The organism is Pseudomonas sp. FP2309 (genome assembly GCF_030687575.1).
GTDB lineage: Bacteria > Pseudomonadota > Gammaproteobacteria > Pseudomonadales > Pseudomonadaceae > Aquipseudomonas.
Genome location: NZ_CP117439.1, coordinates 2993473 through 3008888 on the forward strand (window position 1 = coordinate 2993473; position 15416 = coordinate 3008888).

10 protein-coding genes are annotated in these 15416 nt (G+C 60.1%); 5 read left to right on the forward strand and 5 right to left on the reverse strand.

Features of this window, described 5'->3' with window-relative positions; all coding sequences use genetic code 11:
- Positions 1-25: 25 nt before the first annotated feature.
- From PSH59_RS13615 to PSH59_RS13625, 3 genes are all read left to right on the forward strand, one after another.
- Positions 26-1084 carry a HEAT repeat domain-containing protein gene (locus tag PSH59_RS13615; RefSeq protein WP_248081070.1) on the forward strand — a complete coding sequence of 353 codons (1059 nt, stop codon included), beginning with the start codon at positions 26-28 and terminating at the stop codon, positions 1082-1084.
- A gap of 119 nt (positions 1085-1203) precedes the next feature.
- Positions 1204-2703 (forward strand): ATPase domain-containing protein, encoded by a 1500-nt coding sequence (locus PSH59_RS13620; protein WP_248081068.1) that lies wholly within the window; start codon positions 1204-1206, stop codon positions 2701-2703.
- A gap of 74 nt (positions 2704-2777) precedes the next feature.
- The gene (locus PSH59_RS13625) at positions 2778-4373 is read left to right on the forward strand and encodes an ATP-binding protein (protein ID WP_248081142.1); all 1596 of its coding nucleotides are present in this window, start codon (positions 2778-2780) and stop codon (positions 4371-4373) included.
- A 25-nt stretch (positions 4374-4398) separates the two neighbouring features.
- On the opposite strand, the gene PSH59_RS13630 is transcribed toward PSH59_RS13625, so the two are convergent.
- From PSH59_RS13630 to PSH59_RS13650, 5 genes are all read right to left on the reverse strand, one after another.
- On the reverse strand, positions 4399-4776 hold the full coding sequence (locus PSH59_RS13630; RefSeq protein WP_248081066.1) for a response regulator: 378 nt from the start codon (positions 4774-4776) through the stop codon (positions 4399-4401).
- A 78-nt stretch (positions 4777-4854) separates the two neighbouring features.
- Positions 4855-6048: a hybrid sensor histidine kinase/response regulator gene (locus tag PSH59_RS13635; protein ID WP_305392907.1), complete on the reverse strand. Its 1194-nt coding sequence runs from the start codon at positions 6046-6048 to the stop codon at positions 4855-4857.
- Positions 6042-6641 carry a chemotaxis protein CheB gene (locus PSH59_RS13640; protein WP_248081063.1) on the reverse strand — a complete coding sequence of 200 codons (600 nt, stop codon included), beginning with the start codon at positions 6639-6641 and terminating at the stop codon, positions 6042-6044. The genes PSH59_RS13635 and PSH59_RS13640 overlap by 7 nt, the downstream gene beginning before the upstream one ends.
- On the reverse strand, positions 6638-7468 hold the full coding sequence (locus PSH59_RS13645) for a protein-glutamate O-methyltransferase CheR (RefSeq protein WP_248081062.1): 831 nt from the start codon (positions 7466-7468) through the stop codon (positions 6638-6640). The genes PSH59_RS13640 and PSH59_RS13645 overlap by 4 nt, the downstream gene beginning before the upstream one ends.
- Positions 7469-10966: a response regulator gene (locus PSH59_RS13650; RefSeq protein ID WP_305392908.1), complete on the reverse strand. Its 3498-nt coding sequence runs from the start codon at positions 10964-10966 to the stop codon at positions 7469-7471.
- A 279-nt stretch (positions 10967-11245) separates the two neighbouring features.
- Between PSH59_RS13650 and PSH59_RS13655 the strand changes: the two genes are divergently transcribed.
- Together PSH59_RS13655 and PSH59_RS13660 are read left to right on the forward strand one after the other, a co-directional pair.
- The gene (locus PSH59_RS13655; RefSeq protein ID WP_305392909.1) at positions 11246-14821 is read left to right on the forward strand and encodes a hypothetical protein; all 3576 of its coding nucleotides are present in this window, start codon (positions 11246-11248) and stop codon (positions 14819-14821) included.
- A 200-nt stretch (positions 14822-15021) separates the two neighbouring features.
- The gene (locus PSH59_RS13660; RefSeq protein ID WP_248081056.1) at positions 15022-15384 is read left to right on the forward strand and encodes a response regulator; all 363 of its coding nucleotides are present in this window, start codon (positions 15022-15024) and stop codon (positions 15382-15384) included.
- Positions 15385-15416: the final 32 nt, after the last annotated feature.

Sequence of the window (15416 nt, forward strand, 5' to 3'; positions counted from 1 at the left end):
GCTACCCCAGCTTTCGGACGCCTGCATGTCAAAGTCACGCCGTTACGCCATCGTCGGCCTGTGCGCGCTGTTTTTTATTGTGCTGATCACTTGGTATTTTTCCCGCGCAACCCCGGCGGCGGTGCCTCCCGCCATCGCCCATGGTTACGCCAAAGCCTTGAAGCAGGCGCGCAATGGCGAGCCTGGCGCCGCCCGCGTGCTGTATCAGCAATTGGGACGGCCGGACCTGTCCGAGGAACGCCGCGCCGCCTTACACGCCGAGTTGCCCAACTACCCCAGTCCTCAAGCGTTGAAGCTCGCCGACAAAGACCTCAGCAGCGAATCGCCAAGGGTGCGCGAAGCGGCGATCCACAGCATTGTCGGGCTGGTGCCCAGTGGCCAGCGCACCCTGCTGCTCGGCCCGGTGCTCGATGACCCCGAGCAAAACGTGCGGTTTGCGGCGGCCAATGCGTTGCTGGGCCTGTCGCCCGACACCCTGGGCCTGTACTTCGGGCCGTTACAGCAGGTGCTGGATGAATTCGTGAAATACCTCAAGGCCCAGCCCGAAACCGCCGAAGGCTGGATTCAACTGGCACGTCTGTACATCCACAGCGCCCTGCTGCCGGATGCGCAAAAGGCGCTTGAGCAGGCCATGCGCCTGGAGCCTGACAACCTGCAGGCGGGCGTCGCGCAAATCGAATTGCTGGACAAGCAAGGCAAGTCTGAAGAGTCCCGCCAATTGCTGGCGCGCCAGTTGGCTGCGCATCCCGAATCGGCCTACCTGCAACACGCCCTGGGCATGTGGCTGCTGCACCATGGCGAGCGGCCCTATGCCTTGCTCGGCCTGTCCAAGGCGGTGGAACTGGAGCCGGACAATCAGGATTACCGCTATGACCTGGCCACCACCCTGCACGACCAGCAGGAGCTGGAAGCGGCGCAGCGCCAGTTGGAAGAAATCGTCCAGCGCCACCCCGCCAATCGCAAGGCCAGGGTGCTGCTGGTCAATTACTGGAAAGAAAGCGGCCAACTGCAAAACGTCCAGGTTTTACTCGCGCAGCTTGAACAGCAAAACCCGGATGACCCCGCCCTGCAGCAGGGTCTATAGGCACGCCGGCGCATCAAATTGATCAATCGGTTGAACCGCTACAACGCCCAACGGTCAAGTAAACATGGCATGCCGTGACAGGCATGCCCCTCTACTTGTACCTGAATCGAGGGCACTACTTGTCTACATCCACAGCACTGCTCAGTGAAAAGGCGGCTACCGGCGTCGAAGGTCTTGATGACATTCTTTGCGGCGGGCTATCGCGTAGCCACCTGTTCCTGCTTGAAGGCGAACCTGGAACAGGCAAGACCACCGTGGCGCTGCACTTCCTCCAGGCCGGAGCGAAGGACGGCGAGCGGTCCCTGTACATCACCTTGTCAGAAACCGAGCGCGAGCTGCGCCAGGGTGCGAAATCCCATGGCTGGGACTTGGATGACAACATCCATATCTTCGAGTTGACCCCGCCCGAAAGCCTGCTCAACGCCGAGCACCAGCAAAGCCTGCTGTACTCCTCGGACCTTGAGCTGGGTGAGGCCACACGGCAGATCTTCGAGGTGGTTGAGCGGGTCAAACCGACCCGCGTGGTGATCGACAGCCTTTCGGAGATCCGCCTGCTGGCGCAAAGCTCTTTGCGCTACCGCCGGCAGATCCTGGCGATCAAACACTACTTCGTACGCTACGACGCGACCGTCCTGCTGCTGGACGACCTGACCACCGAATCCCTGGATAAAACCGTACACAGCGTGGCCCACGGTGTGATCCGCCTGGAAGAGTTGACGCCTAACTACGGCGCCGAGCGCCGCCGTGTCCGGATCGTCAAGTACCGCGGCCAGAAGTATCGCGGCGGCTTTCATGACTTCACCATCATGCAGGGCGGCATCCACGTATTCCCGCGCCTCGTGGCGGCAGAACATCGCGGTGGCTACGTACGGCAAACCTTGAGCAGCGGCATCCCGGAAATGGACGCGCTGATGGGCGGTGGCGTAGAGACCGGCTCCAGCAGCCTGATTCTCGGCCCGGCCGGTACCGGCAAGTCGCTGATCTCGATGATTTTTGCCGCCGCCGCTGTGGCGCGGGGCGAGAAGGCCGCGCTGTTCATCTTCGATGAAGAGCTGGGGCTGTTGTTCGAACGCATGCGCAACATGGGCATCGACCTCCAAGCCCTGCAAGCCACCGGCAACCTGATGATCGAACAAGTCGACGCCGCCGAGTTGACCCCGGGAGAGTTCTCCCACCGGGTGCGCCGGTGCGTCGATGAGCACGGGATCAAAACCGTGGTCATCGACAGCATCAACGGCTACCAGGCGGCGATGCCGGAAGAGAACGCATTGATCCTGCATATGCATGAGCTGCTGCTGTACCTTAACCGTCGCGGCGCGGCCACCTTCATGACCGTTGCACAGCACGGCCTGGTCGGCGACATGCAGACGCCGGTCGACATCACCTATTTGGCGGACACCGTGATTCTGTTGCGTTACTTCGAAGCATTGGGCAAGGTTCGCCGCGCCATTTCGATTATCAAGAAACGCACCGGCACCCACGAGGCGACGATTCGCGAATACCGAATCGGCAACACCGGCCTGACCGTCGGCGAACCCCTGGATAATTTCCAGGGCGTATTGCGCGGCATCCCCATCTACATGGGTGCCGGCTCCCCTCTGCTCAAGGAAGAGGGATAGTGCCCACACTACCTGGCGCCTCCGAACGCGCGATCATCCTGGCGCCGGTGGGTCGCGACAGCACGCTGGCCCTGATGATGCTCAATGAGGCGGGCTACAGCGGCGTCGTCGCCACGCACCTGCCTATGTTGTGCGAGGCGCTGGAAGAAGGCGCCGGCCTGCTCATCATCGCCGCTGAAGCCTTGCGCGGTGTCGATCTGGAGCCCTTGCTTGAGTACCTGCACCAGCAGCCGGCGTGGTCGGACATGCCCATCGTGCTGCTGACCCATCATGGCGGCAGCGAGCAAAATGGCTCATCGCACCTCAGCGGTCTGCTGGGCAACGTGACCTTCCTGGAGCGGCCGTTCCATCCGGTCACGTTGATCAGCCTGGTCAGCGCCGCCCTGCGCGGTCGGCGCCGGCAATATGAGGCCCGCGACCGCTTGATCGAACTAAGCCAGAGCGAGTCGCGCCTGCACCGCACCCTGGAAACCCTCGAACAGCAAGTCGAGGAGCGCACCGCACAACTGCGCAACAACGAAGAAGCCCTGCGCCAGTCGCAGAAAATGGAAGCCGTCGGCCAATTGACCGGCGGCATTGCCCACGATTTCAACAATATGCTCACCGGGATCATCGGCAGCCTTGAGCTGCTGCGAAGGCGCGTATCCCGTGGCAAGCTGGACGACCTCGACAGTCTGATCGACCTGGGGGTCACGTCCGCCAACCGCGCGGCCGGCCTGACGCACCGCCTGTTGGCGTTTTCCCGCCGCCAGTCGCTGGACCCCAAGCCGGTCAATATCAATCAGTTGGTCAGTTCCATGGGCGAACTGTTACAGCGCAGCATCAACGAAAGCATCACTCTGGACATGCGCCTGGCCGAGCAGCTTTGGACCGCCGAAGTCGACCCCAATCAACTGGAAAGCGCCCTGCTCAACCTGGTGCTCAATGCCCGTGATGCAATGCCCAGCGGCGGCAAGCTGGTGGTGGAAACCACCAATCGTCATTTGGACAGCGTCTTTACTGCCGCCTACGGCACACTCAGCCCTGGTGACTACGTAGAGCTGAGCGTCAGCGACAATGGCTGCGGCATTCCGGAAGGCATTATTGGTCGGGTATTCGACCCGTTCTTCACCACCAAGCCTATCGGCCAGGGCACAGGCCTTGGGTTATCGATGATCTATGGGTTCGCCCGCCAGTCCCACGGCCACGTCACCATTCACAGCGAAGTGGGACGGGGCACTACCGTGAGCCTGTTCCTGCCGCGCTTTGTCGGCGAAATGATCGCTCCAGAGCCGATCGACCCCGCGTTGCTGCCGTTTGCCAACGCCGGAGAGACCGTGCTGATCGTCGAAGACGACCCGGCCGTACGCGTGCTGGTCAGCGCAGTGCTCAAGGAGTTGGGTTATGGATTTGTGGAGGCGCAAGATGCCGACAGCGCCCTGCCGATCATCGAATCGGAGCAGCGCATTGATCTGCTGATCAGCGATGTTGGCCTGCCTGGCATGAACGGCCGGCAGATGGCGGAAATCGGCCGGCAATTTCGACCGCAGCTCAAAGTACTGTTCATCACCGGGTATGCCGAACATGCTGCGGTGCGCGGTGGTTTTCTCGACCCGGGCATGCAACTGATCACCAAGCCGTTCACGTTTGATCTGTTGACGGCAAAAGTACGTGAAATGATTCAAAGCTAGGGCTGCGACGCAGCCCTGAGAGGGTTCAGGCCAATAAACGCTGGATATGCTCTTGCAGGGTATCCAGGTCAAACGGCTTGGCCAGGATCGGCGCGTTGCGCGTGATCGGGCTGTTGCAGTCGAGGATTTCCTGCGGGTAACCGCTGATAAAGATGACCTTCAATTCCGGACGCAACTTGATCGCAGGCTCGGCAATCTGCACACCGGAAATACCGCCGGGCAGACGGTAGTCCGTCACCATCAGGTCCAGGTGCGGCTTGGTCGCCAGAATCTCGAAGGCCTGCTCCCCATCCATCGCCTTCAACACGCGATAACCCAAGCCTGCCAGGTATTCACCCAACACAAACATGATGGATTCGTCGTCTTCGACGATCAGTACGACATCTTGTGCATCTTCACTCATGGGAAGCCTTTGTCCGGTCAATTGCTGCATGTACGACCATGGGGTCACGTAGAGGTTGCGTCGAAGTGACGATTGATTTCACGCCGCAGGTTCAAGGGGCAGGCACACCCGAAACAGCGCGCCCTCACCGATCCGGCTTTCAACTTCAATCGTGCCGCCATGGGCCGTGACGATCTGCTCGGAAATAAACAGCCCAAGGCCCAACCCCGCCGCCACCTGGCTGGCTGACACGCGCTCAAACTGCTGGAAAATGCGCTTCTGGTTCTCTTCACTGATCCCAATGCCGCGGTCGCGCACTTCCACCCGCGCTTCACCGTGCTCGGCATACACGCGCACATCCACCGGGCTCTTGGCCCCATAGCGCAGGGCGTTGGTCAGCAGGTTGGTGATCACTTGCTCAATACGGAACTCGTCCCAGTTGCCTTCCACCGGCCCTTCGGCCTGCAACTGCATCGAAGAGCCAGCGGCGGCCACCTGCGGCGCGAAGTTCTGCACCAGGTTGCGCACCAATTGCGCCAGATCGAAGCGCGCCGGGCGGATCGACAATTTGCCGGTACGAATGCGCGACACGTCGAGCATGTCTTCGATCAGGCGGATCAGGCTCTGGATCTGCCGTTCATCGCGGTCGACCATGGCGTGCATCTTGTCCAGAGTAAACGCCGCGGCGTTGTCTCGGGCCAGGTGCATCTTGCGCAGCTGGGTTTCGAGAATCAAACCGTTGAGCGGCGTACGCACTTCATGGGCGACGATCGACATAAAGTCGTCACGCATGCGCACCGCCTGCTCCAGCTCGGCCTGGGTGGCCTGCAGCCGCGTAAGCAGCAGCTCCTGCTCACGGCGACTGCGCTCCAAGGCTTCGAGCTGCAGCTTCATCGCCTTGCTCTGACGGTACAGGTCGACGAACACGTTGACCTTGCTCTTCACCGCGTGGATATCCAGCGGCTTGTGCAAAAAGTCCACGGCGCCGCTTTCATAGCCCTTGAACGCGTAGTTGAGTTCGCGGCCCGCGGCGCTGACGAACACAATCGGGATGTTCTTGGTTTTTTCGGTGCCGCGCATCAGTTCAGCCAGCTCGAAGCCGTTCATGCCGGGCATCTGCACGTCGAGGATCGCCATGGCGAACTCGTGTTCCAGCAACAGGGACAAGGCCTCGTCGGCGCTCAATGCCTTGTAGACCTGACGGTCCTCGCGCTTGATCAGCGCTTCGAGGGCCAGCAGGTTTTCCGGCAGATCGTCGACGATCAGCAGCTTGGCCTGGACAGTACTTAACATGGGGAGGATTCCAGCAAAGCCAGCAACGAGCCAATCTGGCTCAGAGTCATAATGTGGTCAGGTGTATGCAGCGCCAGCGCCGCCAGGGGCATCACGGCGATACGTGCTTCATTGGGGTCTTGCACAACGGTGGTGCCGCCACTCTGTTGCACATGGACCAGCCCACGTGCGCCGTCCTGGTTGGCGCCAGTCAGCAATATCGCCAGCAGGCCTTGGCCGTAGGCGTCAGCCGCCGATGCAAACAGGTAATCGATAGCCGGCCGGGAATGATGCACCCGCTCCTCCTGGCTCAGGGACAGGCTGCGGTCGTGCTCCACCGACAGGTGATAACCGGGCCCGGCAAAATACAAGGTGCCCGCCTCGATGACTTCCTTGTCCCGTGCCTCACGGACCGGGATGCGCAGGCGCCGCGCAAAGACTTCGGCCAGTTGACTGCGGCGCTCATCCGGCAGGTGCAGCACGGCGATGATCGGCAGGCCGAAACCGGTCGGCAGCTCACCAAAAATACTCAGCAACGCCTCCACACCGCCGGCGGAGGCGCCGACGACGATGGCTTCAATCCCGCGAATCGGGCTGGCAACTGCGTCGTTCATGATTTGCGGTAGATCCGTTCCTGCTTGACCAAGGGCTCGAACTGCGTGCTGTAAGCGGAAAAATCCAGGGTTTCCTTGCTGCCCAGCACCAGAAAGCCGCGATGGCACAACGACTCGTGAAACAATCCAAACGCGCGATCTTGCAATTTTTTATTGAAATAAATCAATACGTTACGACATGAAATTAACTGAGTTTCTGAGAAGACGCTGTCGGTTGCCAGGCTGTGGTCGGCGAAGGTCACGTTCTCGCGCAGTGTCTTGTCGAAGATCGCGTAATCGTAGGCCGCCGTGTAGTAGTCGGCAAATGAACGTTGCCCGCCGGCCTGCTGATAGTTGGCCGTGTAGGCGCGTACGTTCTCCAGGGAGAAGATCCCCTGCTTGGCTTTGTCCAGGGAGGCGGGATTGATGTCGGTGGCGTAGATGATGGTGCGATCGAGCAGGCCCTCTTCGCGCAGCAGGATCGCCATGGAATAGACCTCCTCCCCCGTGCTGCACCCGGCAATCCAGATTTTGATCGAGGGGTAGGTCTTGAGCAGCGGCACCACTTCCTGGCGAATCGCGAGGAAGTGCGACGGATCGCGAAACATCTCGCTCACCGGGATCGTCAAAAACTGCAGCAACTGCATGAACGCCGCCGGGTCATGCAGCACCCGCTCCTGCAACGCCGAGATAGTCGCGCACTCGAACTGACGCAAGGCATGGGCCACGCGGCGCTTGACCGACGCGCCGGAATAGTCGCGAAAGTCATAGCTGTACTTGAGGTAAATCGCCTCAATCAGCAGGCGCAGCTCAATGTCGCTGCTTTTTTCCAAAAAACGTTGCTCCACTTAAATGCGTTCCATCTTGGGTAGCCATACGCGAATCAACGAGAACAGACGGTCCAGATCGATGGGCTTGGCCAGGTAATCGTTGGAACCGGCCGCAAGGCAGCGCTCCTGATCGTCTTTCATCGCCTTGGCCGTCACGGCAATGATCGGCAGTTTCTTCCAGCGTTGCTCCTGGCGGATCAACGCCGTGGCTTCGTAACCGTCCATCTCCGGCATCATCACGTCCATCAGCACCAGGTCGATGTCTTCGACTTCATTGAGCCGCTCGATGGCTTCGCGGCCGTTACGCCCGATCACCACCACCGCGCCTTTGTGCTCCAGAGCGCTGGTCAGGGCGAAGATATTGCGCACATCGTCGTCCACCAACAGGATTTTGCGCCCCTCAAAGACCTTGTCGCGGCTGCGGGCGGTCTTGAGCATCTTCTGGCGTTCATGGGACAACTGGGATTCGACTTTGTGCAGAAACAGTGTGACCTCGTCCAGCAGACGCTCCGGCGAGCGCGCGCCTTTGATGATGATCGAGCGCGAGTACTTGCGCAGCTCGGCCTCTTCGTCGCGCGTCAGGTTGCGTCCGGTGTAGACGATCACCGGCGGGAACGAGCAGATATCCTCGGTGGCCATGCGCTTGAGCAGCTCGTTGCCGAGCATGTCCGGCAGTTTGAGGTCGATGATCATGCAGTCGTAGACGTTGGTGCGTAGCAGTTCGAGGGCTTCCTGGGCGAAGCCGACGGCGGTGATCTCGATGTCATCGTCGCCGATCAGGCGGGCAATGCTGTCGCGCTGCAGGTCGTCATCTTCCACCAGCAGCACGCGCTTGACCTTCTGGGTCAGCTTGGCTTCCAGGCGGGCGAACACGTCCTTGAGCTCTTCGCGGGTGGTGGGTTTGACCGCATAGCCGATGGCACCCATGTGCATGGCCGCTTCGACGCGGTCTTCCACGGAAATCACGTGCACGGGGATATGGCGGGTACCGGCGTGCTCCTTCAGGCGCTGCAGCACGGTCAAGCCGGAATGGTCCGGCAGGCGCATGTCCAGCAGGATCGCATCGGGAATGTATTCCTCGGCCAGCTTGTAGCCCTCGTCCGCACCGTGGGCCACCAGGCAGTGGTAGCCCAGTTCATGGGCCAGGTCGAACAGGATGCGTGCGAAATTCGGCTCGTCTTCCACCACCAGAATGCAACGGGTAGTGAATGGGGCCTTGTCGCGATCATCGGCGAAACGCGGGATGAGGTTCGCGTCGGCCACCGGCAGCGGTGAAATGGCGACGGGTTTCGGGGCTGGCGCCACAACGGCTTGGCGCGGCTGCTCGATGGGCGGCGCGTCTTCCTCGCGCTCCACGTATTGCTCGGGTAACACGAGGGTAAACGTACTGCCTTTGCCTGGCTCACTGCTCACGCTGATATAGCCGCCGAGCAGCGCGGCCAGGTCGCGGGAAATCGACAGGCCCAGCCCGGTACCGCCGTAGCGACGGTTGGTGGTGCCATCGGCCTGACGGAAGGCCTCGAAGATGCTCTCCTGCTGGTCGGGAGCTATACCGATCCCGGTGTCGCGCACGGTGAACGCAATGCCTTCCCCCGGCGCGCGTGAAACGGACAGGCTGACTTCGCCCTTTTCGGTGAATTTGATCGCGTTGGACAGCAGGTTCTTGAGGATCTGCTCCAGGCGCTGGCGGTCGGTAAACAACATGCCCGGCGCGCCGGCCTGCACCTCGACCTGGAAGCCCAGCTTGCGATCGGCGGCCAACGGCTCGAACATCCCGCGCAGCCCCTCAACCAGACGCGTCACGCTGGAGGTTTCCGGACGCACCTCCAGCTTGCCGGCTTCCACCTTGGAAATATCCAGGATGTCATTGATCAGGTTCAGCAGGTCATTGCCGGCCGAATAGATCGACTCGGCGAACTTGACCTGTTCGGTGCTGAGGTTGTCCTGGGGATTTTCCGCCAGCAGCTTGGCCAGGATCAGCGAACTGTTGAGCGGCGTGCGCAGCTCATGGGACATGTTGGCGAGGAATTCGGACTTGTATTTGCTGGAGCGCTGCAATTCATCCGCGCGGTCCTCCAGCTCCAGTTGCGCCTGGTTGAGCTCGACATTCTTGCGGTCCATGGCATCGCGTTGCTCCGACAGGGTCTGGGCCTGCTCGGCAAGCTGCTCGTTGGTCTGCTCCAGTTCCGCTTGCTGGGTTTCCAGGTGGGCCTGGGATTCCTTGAGGATGCGCGATTGCTCTTCGAGCTCTTCGTTGGCGGTCTTGAGCTCTTCTTGCTGGACCTGCAGCTCCTCATTGAGTTGCTGGGTCTCCGCCAGCACTTCTTGAAGCCGCTGGCGATAACGCGCCGCTTCGATGGAGGTGCCGATATTGCCGGCGATCAGCTCCAACAGTTCCACGTCACGCTCCAGCAGGGGACGCAGGAAACCCAGTTCGATCACCCCATTGACGCGGTCATCATCGCTGGTCGGCACTACCAGCACGCTGCGGGGCGTGCCTTCGCCCAGGCCCGAACTGACCTTGAAGTAGTCCACCGGCACATCGTCCAGGCGGATCAGACGATCCAGTTGGGCGGCCTGACCGACGATCCCTTCGTCGCTATAGATAGCTTGTTCCAGTTGCTCCTGATCGCGGGAGAAGCCATAAGTGGCCACGCGCCGCAAGCCGCCGTGTTCTTCGCGCACATACAGCGCCGCAACGGCCGAGCCCATGTACTGGGCAAAAAATTGCAGGATATTGCGACCCAACATGCTCAGGGTCAGTTGGCCGAGCACTTGTTCGGCCAATTCGGTCTGGCCGTTGCGCAGCCAGGCTTGCTGTTCAAGGCGTCGCGCGATCTTCTGTTGTGACGCGAGGTTTGCGCTGTAACTGTCTGAAAGTGCTACAAGATTTTTTCTGCCGATATACGCCAGGAAGCCGCTTAAGCCGAGTACGAACACCAGATAAAGGATGACGCTGATGATCGTCGTGCGGGTGACGTCCTGGTTGCGCGTGATGCGAAACTGCTGCTCCATCGCCACGGCATCTTCATATTCCTTGCGGATCTCGTCGGTCAGGCGCTTGCCGCGCCCAGCCTTGACCGCACCTCGGAAGTCGCCGCTCTGACGCTGCATGTCAATCATTGACTGAGCGTACTTGTTCCACTCCAGTTGCAGGGCTTCCAGGCGTTTGAGGCGGTCCACTTGCTGTGGGTTATCCGCCACCAGGCCCTGCAAATTGCGCAGGTCGGCCATGATGCGTGGCTTGGCCACTTCGTAGGGGTCGAGGAAATGTTCGTCACCGGTGATCAGAAAACCACGCATGCCGGTTTCCAGGTCCACCGTCAATTTGGACGATTCATTGAGGTTGTTAATGACCCGATCGGTGTGCTCCACCCACTGAATCACCGTCAAGAGATAGGTGATCAGACAGACGAAAAACACCGCGCTGAGCACGCCCACACCCAAAGGCAGCGCCACGTTTCGGCTCAGGAGGGTACGAAAGCTCTTTTCATCGACTGTCGACGCGGGAGTCATGGGCATGCCTTGGCCAAATACGGAAAAACCGCGAGTTTGCCCCAAAGTCCGCCCCAAGGGCTATTTTTCTAAGCGCCCGGAGGTGAATGAGCCATTGCCTCGTGCACACAATCGCACGGTCACTGGGCGTTTTACGGCCTGACATCGACTCAACTGCTGACACTTTGCCGGCGACGCGTCGGAACCCCGCCATTATCGGGTCCCACACACTGCGGCGTCTCGGATACAGGGAGTCTCCACCAGGAGGACGCGATTTCCTTCCCGTAAAGGTACAGAGTCATGGCCCAGATTTCCCCCCACGCGCTTATCCGCCCGTTCAATCCCGTCGTGCCCTTCACTTCGGTGCCCGTGCCACCGGCTCCAGTCATGAACGCTTCGGCACCTGAGGACGTCAAGCCCCAACAAACCCCGCCGCCCACTGATCGGCCCGCCCTCGCCGGCCGTCACCTGGGTGGGGCGTTGGCCTGGCCGATGCCGTTGAACATCGATCAACAAAAGCGTCTGCACGCCCTCACCCTCAGCCATGTACACGCGCTGGGGGACAGGCCCACGGTTTCGCAAACCCCGGGCGGCGTGCTGGAGTTCCTGCGTTACCGTCAGCCCCTTGCAGCCCAGGCGCAAAACGATCCTGCCAAAATACTCGAAACATTGATCGATTCCCCCCAGGCCAGCCTGATGGGCCGCGCGCTCCGGGAAGGCATGCAGGGCATCGCCACCGACAGCAGTGACACCGATTACCTGCTGGCAGCCATTACGTTGCAACTGGACCCCGAGTCGATCAGCGCGCCGCGCAGAAACACCGTTGCCGGCTTCGATCTGGCAAGCGACACGCATTGGGGCAAGCGGGCCTCCACCGTGGTAGACGGTCTTGCCAATCACCTGAGTGCCACGGGCAAAACCAGCGCCAGCCTGGCCAAAGCCGCAGCCCACCTGCTGTTGGCACAGCGAGCACCCGTGTTCCTGATCAAGAACATTCCCGACACAGTCACTTATGGCAGCCAGGCCTGGGCTAACTTGGCAATCGCCGCCGCCACGATAGAAGCACGTACGCCGGGAAAAGTCGCCAACATGACCTTTGCCGACGTCATGGGCGAGGCCGAAAGCGCCGCCTTGGTTGACCCTGCGATTACCCAGCGCGCCCAGGCCGCCGCGTTGCTCGACTGGGGCGAAGCTAACGGGTGGCTGGTAAAAAAAGCGGGCATCGACTACACCCCCGCGCAACTCGACTCGGTCAGAACTGCATTCAATCGGCAGTTGGAAGTTCGGCTCTCGGCCTCCAAGGCGCTGGAGAACGAAATTCCGACGCGTAAAGCGCTGGCGCTGGCCAAACTCAAGGAACGTTTTGGCGATTTGGGCGAGCTGTTCGAAAAAAAAGTACTTGGCACTGATCAGTACCGTGGCGATGCGAGCCAAACCGGGTTGGTTGGCCTGCACTCGCTCCTGGACATCGCCATGATGGACTTGCCGAACCCAAGACCCTTCACCTGCGATGACCCGCAAATCCCCGTAGAAGCGCTGAACAACAACCCGACGTTCGGCGTTCAACAGGCCTTTGAACTGCAGTTTGAGGGTGCGATCCGGGAAAAAAAGGCCGCCGTTAACACCATGATCCGGCATCTGATCTCACAGCTTCCACTGGAAGACCGCCAGCATTTTGAGTTTGGGAAAATCAACTTTTTCCAGGAGGGCTCGTATGAGTTGGGCACGGGCTTTTTTGATTCCTCCAACGCCTCAACTGAAGCGGGGCTGGTGATAAAGACGCAGCTCAATGGGCAGTCGCGCGCGTATGAAATCAATTTCAACAAAGGCACGATCGAGCGAACGGGCCTGAACCGCGCGCAGAATCAGGAATCGCGGCAGTCCAAGCGAATGTCCACGACCAAAACCTATGTTCCGCGCGTAGGGGCGGATGATCTGGCGCGTGAGCGTCCGGTCAACCCGGCCTCCATGTACAGCTTCAACAGCAACCGCTCCTATTTGATTGCCGACGCCTTTGTTCGACACCTGCAACTGGACGACCCCGCGATCAAAGAACAGGCGCGTGGGCAGACGACCTTGGACGAGTTGCAGGGCGGCCCCAAACCACTGAGCGAATTCTTGCTCAACTTGATCCCCTTCAGATCAGCCATCGTCAATTTCCAGAAGGGTAACTACGGCGAAGGGGCCGTCGATCTGGCACTGGATGTGTTCGGCTTTCTCACCGCAGGCGCTGCAACTACGGGGAAACTGATCAACATCGGGCGCTCAGCCATTTCCAGCGGCGCCAAGGCGCTCAAGGCCGGCAAAGTGATCGGTGCCGCCGCCATCGGCGTCCTTAACCCCTTGAGTGGCCTGGGCGACCTGGCGGCCAGCGGTGCCAGGCTGGCCGGCAAGGGCAGCGGGTACCTGTTGTCCAAAGGCATCGAAGTCGTCAACACGCTCAAGGGCGCCAGTGGCAGCTACGATTTGCTCAAGGCCGCCAGCCGACAACACAAGGTGGCGGCGGTGGGCTCGTTCAAAGTCGCAGAACAGACCGTTGCAGGCGGTGCGGTACTTCGAGATGGCAAGTGGTACAACTACGACCCTGTCCGACAGCAGCCTTATGGTGCTGCGCTCGAAGGTTTCGTGCCGTCGGTTGCCGCTCATGAAGGCGAAGTCAAAGCGATCGTCGATAGCTGGTTCGGGAAAATGATCGCTTCGGTACTCGCGCCTGCGGCGAACAATCCTAACTACCGTAAAGACTTTATCGCGGCGATCGCCAACGCCAAAGCCAAAGACAATGCGGCCTATATCAAAGGCCAGAACACCGGCAAGCCCGAGGCGATTTTTGGTTATTCCCCGGCAATGAAGGTGGAGGAATTGAAACGCCTGGCGGTTGCCGAACAGCGCTCGCCGGAAGAACTGGGCTGCCTGGTCAAGCGAATCGATGAGCTTGAAGTGCTGCCCGAGCGGCTCGAAACCGCGCGTCTGACGGCGAAGACACTCGACCTTGATGCGTACAAAAAGGGCTACAACTCAGGGCGACCAGACACCATCAGTGGATTCTCGGAAACCCTGACCAATGCTCAACTGGCAGAACTGGCTATCGCTCGCGGGCGCACCCCGGAAGAAATCGGGCAGTTGTTCCGGTACATGGAAAACCGAAGAATCACCATCAGCCAACAGAACTTCCAGGTTTTCAAAGACGAAATAGCCGCCGCCGGTGGCAAAACCATCCCATTGCCCCAAGGCTTTTACCTCAGCCAAGCCTCCGTGCTCTCGGAGGGCGAGTGCGCCGCACTGTCCAATGTGATGGCCGCGGCGATCAAACACGGCAAGCAAGAGACCTTCATGAGGAACCTTTACGCCTCGATGGTGCCCACGCTGACCCCCGATGAAATCCTGGCGTTGCGCAAAACCGATCCGGCCAAGGCCGTTGCCGAGCAGACCCGAGCCGCTAAAGTGGCGCGGTTTCATGAGCAACTGAGTGAGCTGCAGAACATCCTGGGCAGCAATTTCCACCTGGGTATGCAGGAGCGATTGGTGCCCTACACCGAACTCATCTCGGAACTGGCCAACGCCAGTCGTTCACGCACGTTGTTGATCAATGGCCCTGGCCATGGCATTACCGCCGGTGTCACGGTGAGCCAAGGTAAAAAGGAATGGTTCTACTTTGACCCCAACTTCGGCAAAGCGACATTCACTACAGAAGCGCAGATGCGTGCCGGATTGGAAAGCACGTTAAAGAGCGGCCTGTCCAAGCACGTGATGCCCCACTACGGTACGGACCCGTCCGTGCCCCACTATAAGATTTCGAACTTTGATGAGGTGGAGTTGAACATAATGACCCGTTCACTCAATAGCAGTGTGCCCGATCTGTTTATGACGGACCTGTAAAACCGCCAAACCGGGGTGTAATGACTAACCACCCGAACCCCCTTGCCGGCCATGATTTCAGCTTCCTGCGAGACATCATGGCCGGCTGCCTGCACAATAGGCGGCTGGTATCGGGAACTTGCCGAGAAAGACACAACTCAGTAGAGGATAGTCTTTCGACTGAGCAAGACCTCCCCCCTCATTTTTCAGGACTCCTCACTATGCCCTCCCCCCACACCATCCTTGTAGTTGAAGACGACGCCATCGTGCGCATGCTGATCGTCGATGTGCTTGAGGAGTTGGAGTTCACAGTGCTTGAAGCCGCTGATGCCGCAGCCGCACTGGCGATCGTTGACACGACTGACCAGGTGATCGACCTGATGATGACCGACGTCGGCCTGCCCGATATGGACGGTAAGCAGCTGGCAGCCAAGGTCCGTGAACAGCGCCCCGCCCTGCCGATCCTGTTCGCCAGCGGCTACGCCGAAAATATCGACGTGCCGGCAGGCATGCAGGTAATCGGCAAGCCGTTCTCGATTGATCAATTGCGCAACAAAGTCACATCGATGCTGCCAGACGCCTGATACGCCCGGCTGCGCGTTCGAGCCTGTACCAG